The sequence below is a fragment of the Arthrobacter sp. NPDC056691 genome (assembly GCF_042791415.1).
GTDB lineage: Bacteria > Actinomycetota > Actinomycetes > Actinomycetales > Micrococcaceae > Arthrobacter.
The window spans coordinates 120,974-141,013 of sequence record NZ_JBHTXX010000008.1 but is presented as its reverse complement, the minus strand read 5'-3'; the positions used below and the strand labels follow the sequence as shown (position 1 = coordinate 141,013).

At 57.9% G+C, this 20,040-nt stretch carries 16 protein-coding genes and 1 pseudogene; 11 read left to right on the top strand and 6 right to left on the bottom strand.

Features of this window, described 5'->3' with window-relative positions:
• Nucleotides 1-84: 84 nt before the first annotated feature.
• Genes ACFRAU_RS09390 through gmd form a run of 4 tightly spaced genes read right to left on the bottom strand, consistent with a single transcriptional unit; the run spans nucleotide 85 to nucleotide 4,944 of the window.
• Nucleotides 85-1,398, bottom strand: coding sequence for a UDP-glucose dehydrogenase family protein (locus tag ACFRAU_RS09390; RefSeq protein WP_377999689.1), 1,314 nt, complete (start codon nucleotides 1,396-1,398; stop codon nucleotides 85-87).
• 47 nt (nucleotides 1,399-1,445) lie between these two features.
• Nucleotides 1,446-2,882 carry a sugar transferase gene (locus ACFRAU_RS09385; protein WP_377999688.1) on the bottom strand — a complete coding sequence of 479 codons (1,437 nt, stop codon included), beginning with the start codon at nucleotides 2,880-2,882 and terminating at the stop codon, nucleotides 1,446-1,448.
• 59 nt (nucleotides 2,883-2,941) lie between these two features.
• Nucleotides 2,942-3,916: a GDP-L-fucose synthase family protein gene (locus ACFRAU_RS09380; RefSeq protein ID WP_377999687.1), complete on the bottom strand. Its 975-nt coding sequence runs from the start codon at nucleotides 3,914-3,916 to the stop codon at nucleotides 2,942-2,944.
• The gene (gene gmd, locus ACFRAU_RS09375; RefSeq protein ID WP_377999686.1) at nucleotides 3,916-4,944 is read right to left on the bottom strand and encodes a GDP-mannose 4,6-dehydratase; all 1,029 of its coding nucleotides are present in this window, start codon (nucleotides 4,942-4,944) and stop codon (nucleotides 3,916-3,918) included. Before gmd ends, ACFRAU_RS09380 begins: the two co-directional genes overlap by 1 nt.
• Before the next feature lie 384 nt (nucleotides 4,945-5,328).
• On the opposite strand from gmd, the gene ACFRAU_RS09370 reads away from it, so the two are divergent.
• The 8 genes and pseudogenes from ACFRAU_RS09370 (at nucleotide 5,329) to ACFRAU_RS09335 (ending at nucleotide 13,596) form a co-directional block, all read left to right on the top strand.
• Nucleotides 5,329-6,804: an oligosaccharide flippase family protein gene (locus ACFRAU_RS09370; protein WP_377999685.1), complete on the top strand. Its 1,476-nt coding sequence runs from the start codon at nucleotides 5,329-5,331 to the stop codon at nucleotides 6,802-6,804.
• A 73-nt stretch (nucleotides 6,805-6,877) separates the two neighbouring features.
• Nucleotides 6,878-7,876, top strand: coding sequence for a hypothetical protein (locus tag ACFRAU_RS09365; RefSeq protein WP_377999684.1), 999 nt, complete (start codon nucleotides 6,878-6,880; stop codon nucleotides 7,874-7,876).
• Nucleotides 7,873-8,706, top strand: a complete 834-nt coding sequence (locus ACFRAU_RS09360) for a glycosyltransferase family 2 protein (RefSeq protein WP_377999683.1) — start codon at nucleotides 7,873-7,875, stop codon at nucleotides 8,704-8,706. The genes ACFRAU_RS09365 and ACFRAU_RS09360 overlap by 4 nt, the downstream gene beginning before the upstream one ends.
• Nucleotides 8,706-9,470 (top strand): WecB/TagA/CpsF family glycosyltransferase, encoded by a 765-nt coding sequence (locus ACFRAU_RS09355; RefSeq protein WP_377999726.1) that lies wholly within the window; start codon nucleotides 8,706-8,708, stop codon nucleotides 9,468-9,470. Before ACFRAU_RS09360 ends, ACFRAU_RS09355 begins: the two co-directional genes overlap by 1 nt.
• Complete coding sequence (locus tag ACFRAU_RS09350) at nucleotides 9,467-10,357, top strand: glycosyltransferase (RefSeq protein WP_377999682.1); 891 nt, start codon at nucleotides 9,467-9,469, stop codon at nucleotides 10,355-10,357. Before ACFRAU_RS09355 ends, ACFRAU_RS09350 begins: the two co-directional genes overlap by 4 nt.
• The gene (locus ACFRAU_RS09345) at nucleotides 10,354-10,962 is read left to right on the top strand and encodes an acyltransferase (RefSeq protein WP_377999681.1); all 609 of its coding nucleotides are present in this window, start codon (nucleotides 10,354-10,356) and stop codon (nucleotides 10,960-10,962) included. Before ACFRAU_RS09350 ends, ACFRAU_RS09345 begins: the two co-directional genes overlap by 4 nt.
• A 68-nt stretch (nucleotides 10,963-11,030) precedes the next feature.
• A complete protein-coding gene (locus ACFRAU_RS09340; protein ID WP_377999680.1) occupies nucleotides 11,031-12,128 on the top strand; it encodes a glycosyltransferase family 4 protein in 1,098 nt (365 codons plus the stop codon).
• A 122-nt stretch (nucleotides 12,129-12,250) separates the two neighbouring features.
• A pseudogene (locus ACFRAU_RS09335) lies at nucleotides 12,251-13,596 on the top strand (ISL3 family transposase).
• Between the two features lie 188 nt (nucleotides 13,597-13,784).
• Here the strand turns inward: ACFRAU_RS09335 and ACFRAU_RS09330 are convergent.
• Nucleotides 13,785-15,281: a polysaccharide biosynthesis tyrosine autokinase gene (locus tag ACFRAU_RS09330; protein ID WP_377999679.1), complete on the bottom strand. Its 1,497-nt coding sequence runs from the start codon at nucleotides 15,279-15,281 to the stop codon at nucleotides 13,785-13,787.
• A gap of 396 nt (nucleotides 15,282-15,677) precedes the next feature.
• On the opposite strand from ACFRAU_RS09330, the gene ACFRAU_RS09325 reads away from it, so the two are divergent.
• Nucleotides 15,678-16,994, top strand: coding sequence for an O-antigen ligase family protein (locus tag ACFRAU_RS09325; protein WP_377999678.1), 1,317 nt, complete (start codon nucleotides 15,678-15,680; stop codon nucleotides 16,992-16,994).
• A 52-nt stretch (nucleotides 16,995-17,046) separates the two neighbouring features.
• Here ACFRAU_RS09325 and ACFRAU_RS09320 read toward each other — a convergent pair whose 3' ends face one another.
• Nucleotides 17,047-17,511 carry an Lrp/AsnC family transcriptional regulator gene (locus ACFRAU_RS09320; protein ID WP_377999677.1) on the bottom strand — a complete coding sequence of 155 codons (465 nt, stop codon included), beginning with the start codon at nucleotides 17,509-17,511 and terminating at the stop codon, nucleotides 17,047-17,049.
• Between the two features lie 159 nt (nucleotides 17,512-17,670).
• On the opposite strand from ACFRAU_RS09320, the gene pdhA reads away from it, so the two are divergent.
• Both pdhA and ACFRAU_RS09310 read left to right on the top strand, forming a co-directional pair.
• Nucleotides 17,671-18,927, top strand: coding sequence for a pyruvate dehydrogenase (acetyl-transferring) E1 component subunit alpha (pdhA, locus tag ACFRAU_RS09315; protein ID WP_377999676.1), 1,257 nt, complete (start codon nucleotides 17,671-17,673; stop codon nucleotides 18,925-18,927).
• A complete protein-coding gene (locus ACFRAU_RS09310; protein WP_377999675.1) occupies nucleotides 18,924-20,036 on the top strand; it encodes an alpha-ketoacid dehydrogenase subunit beta in 1,113 nt (370 codons plus the stop codon). Before pdhA ends, ACFRAU_RS09310 begins: the two co-directional genes overlap by 4 nt.
• Nucleotides 20,037-20,040 lie beyond the last annotated feature (4 nt).

Here is a 20,040-nt window from a genome sequence, read left to right as displayed (position 1 = left end):
CAAGGCGACGGGACCGAGACCTAGACGGAGCTGTCCTAACACCTGAACTTGGCCCCGAACTTGCGTCCTGCGACTCTGCCACCTCTACGACCGCCCAAGTCCGCGGTACGTCCAACCGGCCGCACGCCATTTCTCTGGGTCTAGGACGTTCCGTCCATCGAGTATGCGCGGCGAGTCTACGCGGTTGAGTAGAGCATAAGGATCGAGGCTTCGATATTGCTCCCATTCAGTCAGAAGAAGCAAAGCGTCAGCCCTTGCAATTGCATGGTTCACGTCCGGCTCGAACTGTAGCTCGGGGAACCGTTTGGCAGCGTTCTCCAGCGCTTTCGGATCGGTCACGGAAACCACCGCCCCCTGGAGCTGAAGCTGGGCTGCGATGCTCAGTGCTGGCGAATCCCGGACATCATCGCTTTCGGGCTTGAAAGCCGCTCCCAAGACGGTAATCCGCTTGCCGAGCAGCGTACCGTCACATAGCTCGCGCGTAAGCTCTACAACTCTTGTCCTTCGGCGCATGTTGATGGCATCAACCTCGCGCAGGAACGTTAGTGCCTGGTCTGCACCCAGTTCTCCCGCACGAGCCATAAAGGCTCGGATGTCCTTGGGGAGGCACCCACCTCCGAAACCGATCCCAGCGTGAAGGAACTTCCTGCCGATACGGTCGTCCATGCCGATTGCGTCGGCCAGCCGTGTGACGTCAGCCCCGGAGGCCTCGCAAACTTCGGCCATTGCATTAATAAAGGAGATCTTAGTTGCCAGGAAGGAGTTCGCTGCGGCCTTGACGAGTTCCGCAGTCGGGTGGTCCGTGACAAGACGCGGAGTGCCTGCTCCCAATGGTGCTGCATACACATCATCCAGCACGGCGACGGCGGGATGGTCTTCGGACCCATCGGGAACACCATAGACGAATCGGTCGGGCTCAAGCGTGTCCGCAACGGCGTGGCCTTCGCGGAGAAACTCTGGATTCCAAACCACGTCGGCAGTGGGTTGCTGGCCCTTGACAAGCTCGGCTAGGCGTGCCGCCGTTCCCACTGGCACTGTGGACTTGCCAACTACCAGGTCTCCCGGTGACAGATGGGGCAAAAGAGCGTTGGTGGCTGCGTCAACAAAAGCCATGTTAGCTCCGTTTTCACCCTTTTTCTGAGGCGTTCCCACACAGATGAAGTGGACCTCACTAGCAGCCGCAGCCGACATATCGGTTGTAAAAGACAGCCGGCCGGTCTCCTGGACTTCTCGAAGAAGCTCGTCCAACCCTGGTTCATAAAAAGGAGCTCGGGCTGCCGAGAGCTCGAGGATCTTTCGTTCGTCCACGTCGATGCCCACTACCTCGTGTCCGAGCTTCGCCATACAGGCAGCATGCACAGCGCCGAGGTACCCGCAACCAATTACAGAAATGCGCATAGTGAAATTTCCTTCCCCAGGAGGGTCATTGTCCGCGCGGGGACGTGTTAATAGGCGCCGGTGCTGTGAAACACAGCGCGGACGGTTCGCAAGATGATGATCAGGTCTCCGGCCAATGACCAGTTCTCCACGTAGTACAGATCAAGACGAACAGAATCCTGCCAAGAAAGATTTGACCGGCCGCTGACCTGCCAGAGGCCTGTCAGCCCAGGCTTTACAAGCAAGCGACGGCGTACATCTTGCTCGTATGCTTCGACCTCACTGGGCAGGGGTGGGCGCGGTCCGACGAGGCTCATGGAACCCGCTAGTACGTTGAACAGCTGAGGAAGCTCGTCGAGGCTGTATTTACGCAGGAAACGACCCACCCGGGTAATTCTGGGATCGTCCTTCATCTTGAAGAGGACGCCGCTGCCCTCGTTGCGATGCGCTAGTTCGGCTAGTCGATCTTCTGCGTTAGCCACCATCGAACGGAATTTGAGCATGCTGAAGTGCGTCCCCTCTATTCCCACACGCACTTGCTTAAAAAGGACCGGCCCACGCGATTCGGTTCTTACCAAGACGGCGACGATCACCATGATGGGCGCTGCAAGAATAACCAATGCTGCCGAGATGATGACGTCGAAAAGACGCTTTGCAACCCGCTGCCCACCTTCGAGAGTGGGAGTCGTAACGTGAATCAGAGGGAGTCCAGCGACCTGCTGTGTATGGATTCGCGGTCCAGCGATATCGGTCAGTGCGGGCGCCATAATAAGTCCCACATTGCGGGACGCTAACTCCCAGCCCAAGTGTCTCAGTGTTTGAGGATGCAGCTGGACACCGGCGGAAACGGCTACTGCGTCGGCACCACAGGACTCGATAGCCTCAATGATTGAACGCGCGTCGGGCCGACAGCCTAGGACAGGTAAGCCAGAATCCACCTCCACGGGCTGACCGACCTGAGCCCCTGGCATGTAGGCAGCGATGGGGAGGTATCCTGCGTGCTTGGCTCTGTGGAGCGAAGCAGCAAGATGTGAGACCGCACTGGGTCCCCCCACGAGAAGCAGCCGGGACATGCTATTACCACGCTGCCGATTAATGTTGAGGTGCTGCCGGATGAGCCAGCGACCCATCAGCAGCCCGAGCAGTCCCACGGGAAGCGCAACGCCCACGTACCCCCTGGCCGTGTCGACTCGGAGGACGTAGGAGACAATGGCGACGAGCCCGAACAGCCAGAGTGATGCAGCCGCGACTCGCTTATATTCGTCGGGACCGGCGCCCAGGACGCGGCTTTGCCGGCTGTTCCAGGCTCCGAGCATCAGCCACCATACGGTGGCAAGTGCTACAGAAAGCCAGGCGTAGGTGAACTCCTGGCCCGCTACCACGAAATCCGGCTCGAAGCCGAAGCGAATAATGAACGCTCCGACGACTGCCCAAATCACCACGAATGCATCGACGACACCCAACAGACGGGAAGATCGTTTACGCCAATCAGTGCCCGCAGGCATCAAAATTTCCCCCACTTCAAAGCAAATTCACAAAACTGTGGCGTTACGGACAACCTCAACTACGTCCGAATGGACGTGAGGTTATCCCGATACCATTCGACCGTTTTGCGAATTCCTTCTTGGAGTCCGATGGAATGTGACCATCCCGAACGGGTTAGCTTAGAAACGTCCAGCAGCTTGCGGGGTGTACCGTCGGGCTTTGAGGTGTCCCATTCGATTACGCCCTTAAAACCGACAGCGTCTGCGACCTCAGATGCCAGTTCCATAATCGTGACATCAGTTCCGGTGCCCACATTGACCTGCGACGGCCCATCGTAGTGCTCCAGCAAGTGAAGGCAGGCGGCGGCCATGTCATCGACATGAAGGAACTCTCGCCTCGGAGAGCCCGTTCCCCAGTTTGTGACCGTTTCCGCGCCGGACCTAGCGGCCTCGTCATATCTCCGGATCAGAGCAGGAAGGACGTGTGAGCCGGCAGCGGAGAAGTTATCACCGGGACCGTAAAGGTTTGTCGGCATCGCCGAGATCCAAGGAAGCCCATACTGCCGGCGAATAGCCTGTACCTGCATGATTCCGGCGATTTTCGCTATCGCATAGGCGTCATTAGTCGGCTCAAGGTGTCCGGTGAGTAGTGAGTCCTCGCGGATGGGTTGTTCCGCAAATTTCGGATAGATACACGAGGAGCCAAGGAAGAGCAGGCGCTCCACGCCATGTTCTCGTGCGGCGTCGAGCACGTTCACCTGGATACGGAGGTTATCGCTCAGGAAATCTACCGGGAAGGTGTTGTTGGCGAGGATGCCACCCACCTTGGCGGCAGCTAGCACGACGTATCGCGGTTTGTTCTCTGAAAAGAATGCGAAAACTTCGTCTCGGTTCTTCAGATCGAGTTCCGCCGACGTGCGTCCTACGACATTCGTGAATCCTTCATTTTGAAGGTTTCTCCAGATTGCTGAGCCGACCAAGCCCCGGTGACCAGCAACGTAGAACGTAGCTGAACGCTCAAGGGGCGTGGGCAAGAACTTTACGTCTTCAGCCATCAGCTCTTCCAGCTATCCAGACGGACCGTGTCGATCCAGTGGTTTCCGGCATGCGTCAGGGCCTCAATGTCTGCGTCCACCATGATGCGCGCTAGCTCCGGCGTATGAACTGAGGCCTTCCAACCCAACTTTTCCTGCGCCTTGGACGCATCACCCACGAGTGCGTCTACTTCAGTCGGCCGTAGATAGCGCTCGTCGAATCGGACGTGGTTTTCCCAGTTCAATCCGGCGTGCTCAAAAGAAATCTGCAGGAAGTCACGCACGGTATAGTTTCCGCCCGTTGCTAGGACGAAATCCTCCGGCTCGTCGGCTTGGAGCATCCGCCACATGCCCTCAACGTACTCCGCAGCGTAGCCCCAGTCGCGCACCGCATCCAGGTTCCCCATGTAAAGCAGATCCTGCTTACCGGCCTTGATGGCGGCGACGGCTCTGGTGATCTTGCGTGTTACGAACGTTTCGCCGCGTCGTGGGGATTCATGGTTGAAGAGGATCCCGTTAACTGCGAACATGCCATAGGCCTCACGGTAATTCTTCGTGATCCAGTAGCTGTAAACCTTTGCAGCACCGTATGGAGACCTGGGATAAAACGGGGTCTCTTCGTTCTGCGGGGGTGGCGTAGCCCCGAACATTTCCGACGATGATGCTTGATAGAACTTCGTCTCGATGCCAGACATTCGTACTGCTTCAAGGAGACGGATCGTACCCACGCCCGTTGTGTCGCCAGTGTGTTCCGGTTCATCGAATGAGACTCGGACGTGAGACTGAGCAGCTAGGTTGTAGACCTCGTTAGGCTTGATCTCAGCCAGCAGGGTTACGAGTCGCGCGCCGTCGCTAAGATCCCCGTAGTGGAGAAAAAGCTTAGCCTTCGGGTCGTGCGGGTCAACGTAAAGGTGGTCGACCCTCGCGGTGTTGAACGTCGACGCTCGTCGGATCAGGCCATGAACCTCATACCCCTTTTTGAGTAGAAGTTCGGCTAGGTAGGACCCATCTTGCCCCGTTATGCCGGTAATCAGTGCGCGCTTCGTCAAGATGCCCCCATGATGCGATAAGAGTAAGTTACGAGCGGCCGGTCATGTTGCCTCGACGCTCGTGCCGCGGAGTACGACAGAGACGATTATATGCGTCTGTGCGAGCATGCCGGTCGGGCGCACGTTTGGAGGGGTTCTTTTACCCTTTGTGAAGCCAGGCCAGGGGAAAAGATGTGGACCCAGCGTCCTAGCTGGGCCCGGTAGCGCCCGAGTCTAGAACCAGCGGAATGATCACAGATTCCACGCCGGTGTGCCCTCTGCACGTGCAACTGGGGAAGGGCAATCAGGCCAAGCCCTTCGGGTAGAATCCTCCCTTGGGGGCAGGCGCTTTGCTGCTGGGCCGGTTAGGTAAACGACACAACAACGAAGGCGCAGGAAGCAATCGTGGCAATTAAACAGCGGAACATCGCGACCGGGGCTCTCTGGACTTACGGGTTCAGCGGTCTCATGCTCTTGATACAAGTTGCGTATACATTTTGCGCAGCCCGCCTACTGACACCTGCTGATTTCGGACCGTATGCGATAGCAGTATCAGCAGCACAGGTCGCTAGTTACTTTGTCGGTTCGGGTGTCATTCAGGCCGTCCTGCAGGCGCGCGAAGACACTCGAGAATCCCGGACTGCGGCATCGACCCTGGTAATCGGCGCAGGGACAATAGTTGCAGTACTGCTGAGTTGCCTGGGAATCGTGTTTCTTGGGATGCCAGCGCAATCCGAAACTGGCGCGATGATACTTCTGCTGGCGTGGATGCCGCTATTGACCGGGCTATCCGGAATTGCAACAGCGTCGATGCGTAGGTCAGGCAACTTTCGACTTCCATCTGCAACTGAAGCGATCGGTTTATTTTGTGGTTTGGCACTCTCCCTCTCCTGCATAGTTGGCGGAGTAGGCGCTGTGAGTCTAGCCATTGGATCAATCGCCACCCCGGTACTTACCGCCGCTACGGCTTGGACGTCACTGCGTGAATTTCCGGTGTTTCGCCTCGCTATGCTCCGAGGGAATACCCACCTGAGGGTTGCGGGACACATTGCTGGCCAGAACCTTGTTCACTATATCCAGTACACGCTTCCCCTGTGGAGTCTTGGCGCTGTCAGTTCCGCTGCAGACGTTGGGTTCTATTCAAGGGCGCAAGGTGTCGCGACGATTCCCTTGAATCAACTCTCGCAAGCTTTCACGCGCGTCATCTATCCACATCTTGCGGATGCTCGTCATACGGGTACTGCAGTTGGTTCCGCGATTGCCAAGTCCATGACAATCGCCATCGCTATCTCCGCAGTTGTGTTTGGGACGATTTGCGGGGTGGCTGAACCGCTCACGCTGTCCTTCCTAGGTGCGCAATGGACGCCCGCAATCCCTTTGACCGCATTGTGGTCTGTTTTTGCCGCGATCAATTTATGCTATGTCGCGGCCGGCTCAGCGCTCGAGTCGCAAGCTGAATTCTCCCATATATGGCGGATTCAAATGCTGGCAATAGCCTCCATGCTGCTAGCGCTCCTACTCGTATTCGCATTTGGCATGAATCCCCTTCGCGTATTAATTGCGGCGGTCAGCGTTCAAGTTGTGGCTCATGCGGCTCAGCTTGTCAGCCTAACCAAGTTGGCGATGATCTCGTGGCGATCCTTGTACGGCTCGTACATTTATGGAACAGTCTTATTTATAGTCGTTAGCGGCATCGGACTACTTTCAAGCCAGCAGTCGCGCTCGTTCGAGTCACCATTTATGTCCTTGACAATCGGCGGCTGTCTATCCGCTCTCGCGGCCATCGCATTCATCTTTGCTACATATTGGACCGAGCCCTCAAGATGTATCCGAGGCATTTATAGAATGCTGAGGCCTATGAAAGTGACGGAAAACCAGTAACATGAAGAGGTATTCAATAGCGGTGCCCGTTGGCGGTCTTCGGGGTGCTGGACTCGGAAACCAGGCGATCCCGATGGCGAAGGCCTGGTTGGCGGCCCATGCCTTAGGCCACACATATGTAGAAATGCCGTGGGCGCTCAATCCGAGAGGTTATAGAAGCGAGCTCGGCGCCCCTCGCACCGACTGGATTAGCTACACAGCTTTGGCACGGTTCTCTCGCCCCGTTCGGGTGAGCCAGCAGGCGTACGTTGAGTCCGGCATCGTTGACTACGGGGAATTCATCCGTGACTTCGTTAGCGATGATGGTATCGCTCATCAGAAATCATTGATTCACGACTCAGGTATGGCCGGAGGGTACGCGGGCATTGTGGGCGCCCGCGAGTTCCTTTGGAAGAGGTTGATCGCCACGGAAGTAGGCATGGGGAGTGTTTCCCGAATTAACCTACAGCGAATCCGATATCAGAAGATTACCGTTGGCGTGCATATACGCGCGGGCGATTTCGATGACCAGCGGCCTCTTCCGGGAACCTTTAACAATCGAATTCCTCTCGATTGGTATACGGATGCCGTCGATTTCCTGAGCAACACACTTGGCGATGATGTCCACTTTTTCTTTGTTACCGAGCCAGACGCTCTTACTCTAGTGAGCGACTGGCGGTCGAGGCTAGGTGTTCTGAATTCCACAATATGCTGTGGCACGGCTACTGAGGACCTAGGCGTGCTCGCCTCGACGGATCTTTTGATTTGTTCTGTTTCCAGCTTTTCGCTCTTGGCTGCTTTCCTGGGAGATAGTGAATATATGTGGTATGCGGACCATTTGACTGTGGAGGATGGTTCGGCGTTCATTTGGTCCGATGCGCATTCGGTGGCATTTTCGAAGTCCAGGCCACGAAATGATCGCTATCACCTCGGAATTGCTGGTCTTCGTGGTTTGCCCTTCCCCGGGGCCCGAGAACATCGGGATGATACGTTGGCACGCTTGAGGTCTAATCTTGCGGCTCGGCATGCCGAGTCTAACTTAATATTTTATGGTGCCATTGACCCTGCACATTTGGGGGAGCGGACTGTATGAAGAAACTTGTGGCAATGATAGCCAGCCATAACCGTGGCGACCTAACTCACCGCACGCTGATGTCTTTATCAGCCCAAGTTCCGCAGGGAATGGAATTGTTCGCGGTACTAGTAGATTGCGGAAGTACTGACGGCACTGCCGATCGATGTCAAGCGCTGGGTGATTGGGTCAAGGTAGTCCACCAATCTGCGGACTGCTACTGGGCGGAGGCAATGTCCAAAGCAGAGCAGACGGCCGAAGAAATGAATGCCGATTTCTTGCTCTGGGTCAATGACGATGTCGATTTCGACGCTGAGGCCGTCCCTAGGCTGTTCGATGTGTACTCATCGCTGGCAGACAAAGCAGCATCGGTTGTTGTTGGATCTATGCAAGATCGCCGAGGTGGGGTGTCGTATGGAGGAATAGCGTTCGGTTCGAGAATCTCAAAGTGGAAACCAATTACTCCGACAACTACGCCTATCACGGCAGATGCGGCTAACGGCAATTTCCTACTTTGTACCAGCGCCTTCGCGCGCCGAGTGGGCGGCATCGATGGCGCGTTTGGCCACTCCTTTGCTGATTTCGACTGGACTCTAAGAGCGCGGAAAGTAGGCGGAAGGATCGTTGTAGCACCCGGGTTCTTCGGTGTCTGTGACCGCAATTCGTTGACTGGAACCTATAGAGATTCTGGGCTCAAAGCTCGCGAACAATGGCGCCGCATCCTGTCGCCGAAGGGATTGCCGCCAGCGGCCAATGCTAGGTTCCTATCGCGCCATGGGGGGAAACTGTGGCCGTTGATTTGGGCCAAACCTTATTTGCAGATTCTCACTCGAATGATTGCTGGCAAGTGATGAACCAGAGACCAATAAGGACGTCTACTGCGGATGTGCGCGTACATCCTGTCAGCGAGTCTCTTGCTACGGACATGATCGTTGGGACGCTTGATGGTCCAAAGACCAAACCAGGATTGATTGTTACTCCCAACATGCATCATCTGGCGATACTGGAGTCCACAGATCTGCTCGCCGGTGCCTACGGACGAGCTTCACTCGTTCTAGCAGACGGATGGCCTGTCGTCTTGCTTGCCCGAATGCTGGGAAGCAGCGTGCGGCGCCGTGCGACAGGCAGCGGTCTGGTCGAAAGACTTTCACAGGCGCGAGTTTCAGGCTTGCGCGTTTGCGTCATTGGCGGGAGTTCATCGGCTAGCAACCAAATGGCTGTTCAAAAATTTGCAATTAGCGGCTGGGCTGCGTTTGGGCAACAGGCACCTCGGCATGTCGTAGAGGATAAACTGGGGCGCCTGCAGCTCATACGAGATGTGATCTCATCTGAACCCTCATTGATAATTGTCGGCATTGGTTCTCCAAAGCAAGAAGTTCTAGGACTCGAACTGCTGGAAAACGGTTTTACCGGTTGGATTCTGTGCGCTGGTGCTGGTGTCGACTTTCTTTCGGGCCAAGTGCGACGGAGTCCAGGAGTGCTTCGTGTGCTAGGCCTTGAATGGCTGCATAGGATAGCGTCAGAACCCCGGCGATTGCTAGTTCGCTATGGTTCTGATATTTTGCCGTTTATTTGTGTAGCATTTCGATCTCTTAGTGGAAAGCCTCCAGCATGACAAACCTATTGATAGTAACGCCGATGCATAATGAGGAAGACAACGTCCGTGCCTTGGCTGATTGTCTCAAGGGGCAGTCCTTTCAAGAGTTCGAGTGGTGGGCCGTCGATGATGCAAGCGATGACAACACGCTGAAGCTCCTTGAGGTTTTGCAGAGTGAACGACGGTTGAGGTTCGTTACTAAAACCAATGATGGAGGGTTGATTGGCGGCTCCGCCTATACATCATGGCGATATGGTGTTCAGGCAGCTATTGATTCATCTCGTGAAACTCCGATAACCCACGTTATGAAATTGGATGCCGATGTTCGGCTTGATCCCGATTATCTTTCACGTGTCATTGGTTCCTTCCGTCAGCAGGATGTCGGTCTTGCTGGTGGTGTGATTGCTTCGCGCGGTATGCGTGAACAGAATTTTCATGTCCCGGGGCCCGTGAAGCTCTACACAATTGATGCTTTCCGCTTGCTTTCTGTTTTGCCTTCGGCCATTGGGTTTGATGTAATGGATGAAGTTGCAATTCAAGACCAAGGTTTGCGTGTTGTTGTAGATCGGCAAGCGAAATTCATGCTTTCGCGTGCCATCGGCGCCAGCGAAGGAGGGCTCCATGGGAGGTACCGCAACGGCCGGGTCTGCCGGTGGACTGGTTACGACAACGCGTACTTTCTTCTCCATTGTCTAAGGTATGTCTTCCGACGCCCGTTTGCTTTGGGGTCCCTGTGGATGCTTGTTGGATATGCCCGTGCCGGCGTTGGCCCCTACAGTCAAGACCTGCGTGACGCTCACCGAAGGATGCAGAAGGCCAAACTGCGCGAAGCCGTTGGTAACCCCGTCAGTTGGTGGAAAAAGGCCTATGGCACGTCATCGCCTGCAAAAGATATTCAGGTATGAGAAGCGTGCATCCGCTAAGAGCGCTCAACCGGATTCAGGATCGTTTTGCCCTAGCCACGGCTCGTCTGAAAACCAGTGCGGTTATAGGTGAGGGTGTAGTCTTCCGCGGCTTTCCCGAGATAGATAACCATGCGGACAGCATAATTTCGATCGGCGCTAACGTTGTCCTCTGCAGTCGAACCCGGGATACGGCACTCGGTGTTAGTCGTCCGGTTATTCTGCGGACACTGAGGCCCGGTGCGGAAATTCGGATATCAGCGAATACGGGTCTCAGCGGGACAGTAATTTGTGCGGCACGTAGTGTCATCATCGGTCAGAACTGCTTGATCGGAAGTGAAGTCATCATTTCGGACACGGATTTTCATCCCATTCACGGTCCCGAATCTCGGAGGAAGGCTGCCCTTCCGGCTCCGAAGGAAGCAGACGCCGTCGTCATTGGCGACAATGTCTTTATCGGAACCAGATCAATTATTCTCAAAGGGGCAGCTATTGGAGCAGGTTCTGTTGTGGGAGCCGGAAGCGTCGTGACAGGGAAGTTTCCCGAACGTTCGATTCTTGCCGGCAACCCGGCACGCGTTATCGGTAGCGTCAGGGACTCAGAATGAGGATTGGGTTTGCCGCACCGGTTCACCTACCTAGTTTGAGCGAGTGGCTGGACCCTGAAGAAGCCAAGGTGAAAACCTACTCTTTTCCCTACATGTCCGAGTTGGTTAAGGCATATCTTGCCCATGGGCATGAGGTGGACGTTTTTTCGTACGGTCTCGGTGAGAGGTCACCCGCTGTCATCGGGAAGGGCCCTCTGCGGGTTTATCTGGCACATAGGCGGATGCAGCCGAAGCTGCGTGCCCTGGATAGGTTTCGATATGAGCGGCGGTCACTCGCGAAGTTGATCGGAGCCAGGAGTCCGGACGTTGTCCATGCCCACTGGACGTATGAGTTTGCAGCAGCAGCCCTAGACACGGGCATACCGGCGCTGGTCACAGCTCATGATTCACCGCTTGCCCTGAAGAAGAATTTCGACGGATTCTATTGGCGTCAGCGTGCGGCGTTGGGGCGCAAAGTTTTGCGGAAAGTGTCGAGGCTGTCGGCGGTCAGTCCTGAATTGTTAGAGGAGCTGCTTGAAGACGCTCCCAATTTAAGAGGGGCGTCGACCGTCATTCCAAACGGCACGGTAGTTCCTTCAATGGGATCTACCAGGGAAGCTTTCGCCGGATCCTTTGTTTCCATCGCGAACGGTTTTGATGATCGGAAGAACACAAAGGTCCTCATCGAGGCTTTTTCGATGTTCCGCAGAAGCAATCCTGATAGCCGCTTGACACTGTACGGATCACAGCATGGTCCAGGGGAGGCCGCATGGGAGTATGCACGCGACCGCGATTCGGCCGAATCCGTGATATTTGCCGGTTCCGTCGCGCCGGACGATCTCCGTCGCGATTTGTTATCCGGGACGCAATGTTTGGTGCACACCAGCCGCTGGGAGGCCTGCAGCATGGCGATTCTCGAAGCACAGGCAATGGGCATCCCCGTCATCGGAGGCAGCAATTCCGGTGGTGTGGCGTACACGCTCGGCTACGGCTCCTCCGGCATCCTGACTGACGTGACATCGCCCTCCGCCGTTGCGGAAGCGATGCAGCGAATTGCCAGCGACCCCGGCCTCGCCGAGCGACTGAGTAGCAATGGGCTCTTGCTTGCGAACCGTCAGTTTGGACTTTCTAATGTCGTTGAAGCCTACTTGGCCCAGCTGGCGGAGATTTCAGTTGGTAAGAGTTAGCACCTGGTCCCGGCGCGCTAGCAATGGCGATAGTTTCGAAGGCCTTACCGGGCTCATCGCATTTGAGGGTGTAGCGGGGCCGGGCGCGTCGGTGGCCGGTTAGAGGTCGAGGTCTTCCGATGATGGGAGTTCCTACACTGCCCATCCGGAAGACCTCGACGTGTCCCCAGGCTACCTTCCTCCCTCCTGACCTGACTACGTCCTGCCGGCTTGATGAGCTTGGGCTCGAAGCTGCCGGGCAGCTTCTCAGGCCCGGCCGGGCGGTGGTGGAATGCCGTGCCGTTGATCCGGACGACTGGTGCCATTCGTGTGGTAGCCAGGGCATCGCCCGCGGAACAATCACACGCCCGCTCGCGCACGAACCGCTGGGATGGCGGCCGACGACGCTGCTGGTGCGGGTCCGCCGCTACAAGTGCACCGGTGCGGCCGGGTATGGCGGCAGGACATCTCCAAAGCCGCGCAGCCCAGAGCGAAGATCTCCCGCCGCGGGCTGCGCTGGGCGCTGGAAGGCATCTGTGCCAGCACCTCACCGTCGCCCGCGTCGCCGAAGGCCTGGGCGTGTCCTGGCATACCGCGAACAGCGCGGTCCTTGCCGAAGGCAAGCGGGTGTTGATCGCGGACCCGGCCCGGTTCAACGGGGTGGCCGTGATCGGCGTCCATGAGCATGTGTGGCGGCGCACCCGGCGCGGGGACAAGTACGTCACCGTGATCATCGACCTCACCCCGGTCCGCGACAGGACCGGCCCTGCACGGTTGCTGGACATGATCGAGGGCCACTCGAAACAGGTCTTCAAAACTTGGCTCGCCGAGCGGCCGAAGGCCTGGCGGGACGGGATCGAGGTCGTGGCGATGGATGGGTTCACCGGGTTCAAGACCTTAGCCGCCGAAGAGCTCCCGGACGCGGTCGAGGTCATGGACCCATTTCACGTCGTCCGGCTTGCCGGCGACGCCCTGGACAGATGCCGTCAACGCGTTCAGCAGCAGACCATTGGTCACCGCGAACGATCCGGGGACCCGCTCTACGCCGCCCGCCGGACCCTGCACACCAGCCACGATCTGCTCACCGGCAAGCAGCAGGACAGGCTGGAGGCCCTGTTCGCCGCGGACGACCACGCCGAAGTCGAAGCGACCTGGGGGATCTACCAGCGCGACATCGCCGCCTACCGCGAACCCGACGGCACCCGAGGCAAACAGCATATGCAAGCACTGATCGGCGCAATCAGCACCGGCGTTCCCGCAGGGCTCACCGAGGTCATCACGCTCGGCCGGACAATGAAACGCCGGGCAGGGGACGTGCTCGCACACTTGGACCGGCCTGGAACCAGCAATGGGCCCACGGAGGCACTCAATGGCCGACTCGAACACCTCCACGGCTCCGCCCTGGCTTCCGGACCTTGCCAACTAAATCGCCCGGTCACTCCTCGAAACCGGCGGATTCAGACCGCGATTACACCCTCAAATGCTATGAGCCACGTTAGTGGCCGAATGAGACAGGTGGTTGTAGTCCGCGAGCATTCTCGCGAGACGGCGCCTGTTGGTGAGCGCGACGCGTGCAGGCTGCTACACCACCGTTGCACGTTTCTGCCGAGTTCAAGCGAGGGCGATGGGTTGGGCTGGCCAGACTTTAGATATGGCCTTCCCAGGGCGGTCTGAGTCTTACTGGGTATTCCCAGCAGGAAAAGTGGTGGCAGATCGCAGTTCAGTTCCCGCCGTAGTAGCGTGCATGTTCTCATGTGGCACAGGTGCGTCGGCAGCTGCCCGAGCCCGGCGAGGCGAGCGTGTGTCTCCGCCTTTTTCAGGACGATCGTCGTTGCTGTAATAGCTGTACGCGTAGGCGTCAGGTCCTTTGACCGGAAGACGATTTAGAACGACGCCCAGAATGTTCGCACCGACCATCCCGAGGGCATCTAGCGCCTTTTCCAGCTCTTGGCGTTTGAGCTTTTGGGATCCAACAACCACAACTACTCCTCCAACGTGCTGCGACAATACGGCGGCATCTGTGACGGGCAACAGCGGCGGGGCGTCGACAACAATTATGTCAAAAGCATTTTCGAGTCGTTCAATCAGATGGCCCATCTCTTCGGACCCTAGAAGCTCGCTGGGGTTTGGGGGAATCTGTCCCGATGCGAGCACAAATAGGTTGCCCTCGCCCCACGGCTGGAGCAGGTCGTTTACGTCTGCTGTGCCGACGAGCGCCGTCGTCAGACCGGCACCTCGATCTAGCCCCAGATATTCGTTGACCATGGGTCGGCGAAGATCTGCGTCGATGAGACACACCGTTTGACCCGCCTGGGCAAGCGCAATAGCAAGGTTTGTGGCGGTCGTACTCTTGCCCTCTCCCGGGACCGACGACGTGACGAGGACGGTTTTAGCGTGTCCGGATACGTTGGCGAACTGCAAATTTGTTCTGAGCTGCCGGAACGATTCCGCCCGAGGACTCTGGGCAGCTGCCTGAGTCAGAAGCGGCTTCTTTGTAGCGTCCTGGTCAAACGCGATACCACCCAGGATTGGGGCGTCAGTAACGTTGCGGAGGTCCCCTTCTCCGCGGATTCGACTGTCCACCGTGGTCCGAAGAACTGCACTCCCAATGCCCAGCGACAGACCAAATACTAGTCCCAGCAGTAGATTTATTCTCGTATTAGGGGCCGACGGCGATGTTGGTGCTTTCGCCGGTTTGATGATGGAAAGACTTACAGGTGAAGCGCCGGCGGAGTCTGGCTTTTCGAGGGAAGCGACCGTCCTGATCAGGCTTTTGCCGATCTCCTGTGCGATTGCGGAGGCCTGGACAGGGGACGAATCAGACACAGAAATGTTGATAAGCACAGTGTTGACATCCGTGGTTGCTTTGACCTGATTCGCCAGGTCTTCGGCTGTTGCAGGCAGTCCTAGTGCATCAATTACAGGCTGAAGAACGATGGGTGAGCCGACTATTTTTACATACGACTGAACGCGGGCTTGGCCAAACGTGTTGCCTTGCTGCAACTCCTGAACCGTTCCGGATCCCTGTATCGACACAAAAAGTTGGGTTTCCGCAGTGTATGTCGGCTTGGTCAAGATGGATGCGGCGCCGCCGATTAGCAACCCCGCTAAAGAGGCCGCGATGATCAAGAGCCAGTTGCGGCGCAAGATTCTAAAGTAGTCGTGAAGGTGCAAACCGAAGTCCCCCTGTGTCGATTTCGGGGCAGCCAGCTAGCACGCCTCCAGAACATCAATTTTCGTACGGTCACGGCAATTGTACCCGCCCGAGGAGGCGCCGGGCTTAGTGTGTCAAGCCAGGTCACGAGCATGCGTCCGCCGCAGCGGCAGGTGCCGTGCGGCTCGGCGGTTCCCTCCACGGCGTCGGGATGCGTCCTGAGAAATCTATCCCACAAGGTGCAGATGCCAACAAGGTCCAAAGCCCGCTAATCTGGGCTCACTCGCTGCGTTGGCTCGTGGCTGAAGCTGGGACAGGTGGCGTATGCAATTTCTTGCCGCAGAGATGGTCGCCCGCATCGAGAGCAGAGCGATTCAGCTTGCGGTGGCGACCTTTGATCGTGCCATACTTCGGATATGGATTTCGCGGGAGCTTTGGTGGCGGTGACTGGGCTCGTAGCGCTCGCGATGGTCGTCTGGCATGTGAGAACGTGGCCCGCCCTAGGCTGGATTCTTGTCGGTCTGGGTGCCGTCTTAAACTCGGATGCAGCCCCTAAGGCGCTATTTGCAATTGGTGGCACCAACATTTTCGCTGAGGACGCTGTTGTGGGGGTGCTATTGCTAGCAGCCCTGAGCCGGAAAATAGGCATTCGTACTGGCTTTGGAGGTAAGCTCTTTCTTCCCGCCACGACTTGCTTTCTCCTGCTTTTCAGCTTAGTTCTGGGTTATGCTGTATACGGTATCCCCGCAATAGTGGAGTTTCGGCCCTTCCTGTATTTTGTTGGAACGCTTGTTTGGGCAACTTCCCTTGATTGGTCCTCAGTAACCACAGAGCTGCATGTGCGGCGTTTCTTTTACGTCTGCGGTTGGGGCATAACCGTCGTTGCATTGATTAATCTGGCTAAAAACGGAATAGCCAGTTCGAGCGATATGTACATCGATTCGGACGGAACATACAGGACATTGCGTCCCCTCGTGGCGTCGCAGGCTGCTCTTCTGGCAGTCGCCGGGGTCTTTGTCCTTCACGACTGGGGACGGCAACGAGGCGGGCTTCGTCTTGCCTCCGGGGCGGTATTTATCGTAGTTGCGATCATCGCGCAGCACCGTTCAGTTTGGACGGCATTGGCCGCTGGGGTCCTGATTTTGGCGATCTCCTCAGACCTGCGGGTTAAGCGACGTCTCTCTATCGTGTCCGTTGTTGGCGCTTACCTCGTCGTAATGCTCGCCATCTCAGGAGTCTTGGACGGCGTTTTTCAATCTCTTATGAACTCGGTGGACGCGATTACGGCCAATAAGAGCACTTTGGAGGATCGCACGTCAGGTTGGGAATCGCTTGTTGCGGATAGTCTTAATAGCGGTCCAGCCGCGGTCCTATTTGGGCAGCCTTTTGGCACCGGATACCTGAGGATTGGGCCTACAGGCCAGGTGCAAACCTATGCTCCTCACAACTGGTTCGTGTCAATATACCTTCGCTCCGGCCTTCTGGGACTTAGTGCGATTCTCGTAGTCTTGGCGGGAGCATGGAAGCGTTTATTCGGCATGCGCTCCGTCTGGGCGGGCTTGATTCTTTGTCTGGTGGTCTTTGCCATGGCCTACTCAGTGCAGTGGTTCTTGGCGGCCCTAATTGGTGGGGCAATCGCGATGTCTAACACCGTTGTAAGAAGGACGGAATCCGACGCAACCAGCAATGCTGTAACAGTCGCCAGCGATGGAGAAAGGGCGGCTCTTCTGTAGTTGTCAGGGTTGCCTCCAACTAGCAGCGCCCATAGCTTGGGGACGTGAGTTCTCAACGAGTATCCACATCCTCAAAGACGAGAAATGTTTGCGTGTCCAGAACGCCCGGCATCGACTGTAGCCGATCGAAAATCACGCGCCTCAGGTGCACGTTGTCGACTGCGCGCACCAGCAGGATGACATCGAAGTCTCCTCCGACAAGGGCAATGTGGTGCACCTCCGGAATCGTTCGTAGTTGCTCACGCAGCTCCCGCCACGAGTGCTGCTGCACCTTGAGCGTGACGTATGCCGATGACTTCAGACCGGCCTTGATGGGGTCCACCAGAGCGGTGAATTTCGTTAGGACTCCTTGGTCGGTTAGCCGCGCGATCCGAGTGTAGGCGTGCGCGCGGGAAATGTGTACGTTCTCCGCCACCTGGGTCACGGACATCCGGCCGTCCCGCGTCAGTTCGGCGATGATGTTGCGGTCCACATCGTCGAGCGGCACCGCCGTCTGTTCCTCGTTCGCCTCATCCATTCGTCTACACCTCCTGCCAGTTACGCAGCTCTCACTTGCAATTTGTCTTTCAGAATAGGTCAGGTTGGCATACTTATCCACGATTTGCCGAGATGCTGGATACGAAACATCAAGCGGGACGATACTGAAATTGAATAGTGGCTACAGAAGGATGGACCATTGACGATCTCCGCAGACCACACTGCGCCCGGCAGGGGGCGGGGCCAGCACGCCCCAGGGCAGGCCGAAGACAAATATCTGGCCGGCGCAGCCGCCGCGGCCGTTCGTAAGTTCGGCATCACAGCTGAGGACTATATGCTGCCGGCCCGCCATCCCATCCAGATGGTGGACCAGGGCGGCAACTTGAAGCACCATTCAGAGCAGGGAGCCGAACCGGGCCACGAGTATCCACTTCCTGGCGACGACGAACTCATCAATGCCTACGAACAGCTCGTTGTCGGTCGTCGGGTCAATGACCAGAACTCCGCGCTGGTGCGCCAGGGCCGCATGGCCGTCTATCCTTCGAGCCACGGCCAGGAAGCCTGCCAGGTAGCAGCCGCGCTCTGCCTTGCCGAGTGCGATTGGATGTTCCCCACCTACCGTGACGCCGTGGCCGTCATGGCCCGCGGTGTCGATCCGATCGGGGCCATGACCATTTTCCGTGGCGACTGGCACGGGGGCTACGACCCGCTCGAACACAAAGTCGGGATCCAGTGCACGCCGCTCACCACGCAGCTGCTCCACGCCGTTGGCGTCGCCCACGCCGCCAAGCTGCGTGGTGAGGACACAGTGGTGCTGGCCATGTGCGGCGACGGCGCCACCAGCGAGGGCGACTTCCACGAAGCCCTGAACTTCGCCGCCGTCTTCCACCTGCCGGTCATCTTCTTCGTGCAGAACAACCAGTACGCCATCTCCGTTCCGCTGGCCCACCAGTCCGTCGCCCCGTCGCTCGCCCACAAAGCCGTGGGTTACGGCATGGCCGGCGAACGCGTGGACGGCAACGACGTCGTCGCCCTGCTCGCCGTCCTGGACCGCGCCGTCAAGCTCGCACGCGAGGGCTCTGGCCCGCTCCTGGTCGAGGCGCACACCTACCGCATGCAGGCCCACACCAATGCAGACGACGCCAGCCGTTACCGTCAGGACACCGAGGTGGCCCAATGGGTGGCCAGGGACCCTCTCACGCGGATGAAGAGGTACCTCACTGACAGAGGGCTGCTCGACGACGATGGCGATGCTCGGATCGCGGAAAAGGCGGAGGCTGTTGCCACCCAGCTCCGCACCGGCCTCGGTGAAGAGGTGCGTGTCGATCCCCAGGATTTGTTCAAGTACGTCTTCTCCAACCCGACACCGCAGCTTAAGGAGCAGTCGGCGCTCCTCGCCGATGAGCTCGCCCGCGACGCTGCCGGCGCCTCATCCGAAACGGAGGCCCCCAAATGAGCCCCACCATCACCACGTCCTCCGAGGCCAATGGGAACCTCAGCTCCGCCACCGCCCTTGCGGCCGCCTCGGCCGCAGCCATCGTCGAAGCAGTCGGCCCCCAGCCGGTCACCATGGCCAAAGCGCTGAACACCGCCATGGTGCACGCGATGCACGCAGACGATTCGGTCCTCGTGTTCGGCGAGGACGTCGGCAAACTTGGCGGCGTCTTCCGTATCACCGACGGCCTCATGGCCGCGTTCGGTGAGCGGCGCTGCTTCGACACCCCGCTGGCCGAGTCCGGCATCGTCGGCATGGCCGTGGGGATGGCCATCAACGGCATGCGCCCGGTCATCGAGATGCAGTTCGACGCCTTCGCCTATCCGGCTTTCGAACAGATCGTCAGCCATGTGGCCAAGATGCATAACCGCACTAAGGGCCGGGTCAAACTGCCCATGGTCATCCGAGTTCCTTACGCTGGTGGCATCGGGGGAGTGGAACATCACTGTGACTCCTCCGAGTCTTACTACGCGCACACCGCAGGGCTGAAGGTGTACACACCGGCCACGGTGGCCGACGCCTACAGGATGCTCAGGGAAGCCATTGACTCGGATGACCCCGTCATGTTCATGGAGCCCAAGAAGCTTTACTGGTCCAAGGACCTGGTGGATCTTGAGATTCTTCGTGAGGAGTACGAAGGGAAGATCGACGGTGGTCGAGCTACCGAGGGTCGCGCTGCTGTGGCCCGTTCCGGCACCGACGCGACCCTCATCGCCTACGGGCCGTCCGTCCCGACGGCGCTTGCGGCAGCCGCCGCAGCCGCCGAGGAGGGGCGTTCACTCGAGGTCATCGACATCCGTACCATCGTGCCGTTCGACGACGAGACCGTCTCGGCCAGCGTCCGGAAGACCGGCCGTGCCGTTGTGATCGCTGAGGCGCACGGCTTCGCGTCCGTTTCATCCGAGATCGTAGCCCGCGTCCAGGAACGCTGCTTCCATCATCTGGCTGCACCCATCCGCCGCGTCACCGGATTCGACGTTCCGTACCCGGCGCCGAAACTCGAGCACTATTACCTGCCCGGCGTGGACCGCATCCTCGACGCCGTCGACGATCTCCAGTGGGAAGACTGATCAG